Source organism: Streptomyces marinisediminis (genome assembly GCF_026262575.1).
Taxonomy (GTDB): domain Bacteria; phylum Actinomycetota; class Actinomycetes; order Streptomycetales; family Streptomycetaceae; genus Streptomyces; species Streptomyces marinisediminis.
On sequence record NZ_JAPKFL010000096.1, the window covers coordinates 1 to 845 of the forward strand.

1 protein-coding gene is annotated in these 845 nt (G+C 77.8%); it reads right to left on the reverse strand.

Annotated features, from left to right (window positions below; all coding sequences use genetic code 11):
- Nucleotides 1-845 (reverse strand): SpnB-like Rossmann fold domain-containing protein (locus OSB71_RS24225; protein WP_416237326.1); only part of this gene is annotated, 845 nt, incomplete at both ends.

Sequence of the window (845 nt, forward strand, 5' to 3'; positions counted from 1 at the left end):
AACCCCCACCACCACCGGGGCCCTCCCCGCCGCCGGTGCCGCCGGTGCCGTCGGGTGCGGGCAGCAGCGCCAGGTTCTCCAGCGTCCCCTTGCCCGTACTGCCCAGCGACCACCCGCCCCCACCCGACGGCACCGACAACCCACCCCCCGCACGCACCAACCGCGCCACGAACACCTTCCCGCCCCGCACCGCCACCTGCGGCTCACCCAGCGCGGCGAGGGAGCCGAGGGAGGCGGGGTCGCCGGGTTGCCCGGCGTCCCCGGTCGCCTCCCCGTCGGTGTCGACCAGGACGATCCGGCCGGGGTTCTCGGACTGGGCGGAGCGGACCAGGCCCCACACCGACCCGGTGGCCAGGTCGCCGCCGGTGGCCTCGACCCGCACGGCTCCGCGGGTGACGACGACCAGCCGGGCGTCGGTGTCGCGCTCGGCCTCCAGCCAGTCCCGCAGCCGGGCGAGCGCGTGGTGCAGGACCGGGCGCGGGTCCGCGTCACCGGCCGCTCCGGCCGCCTCCGTGGCGTCGAGCACCGTGAGGTCGTGCGGCACCTCCGCGGAGGTCGGCGTCGCGGACACCGGTGACCAGGTGAGCTGGTAGAGCGCGTCGGGGCGGTCGCCGCCGGACGCCTGCTCCAGCCGGTCGGCGGACACCGGGCGCAGCACGAGGGAGGCGACGCGGCCCACCGGGGTGCCGGTGCCGTCGGCGAGGTCCAGCGACACCGTGCCGCCGTCGGCCACCGTCATCCGCACCCGCAGCACCGGGGAGCCGACGGCGAACAGCTCGACGCCGCTCCAGGCGAACGGCAGCCCGGGGCCGTCCAGGTCACCGATGCCGCCGCTCAGGCCGATG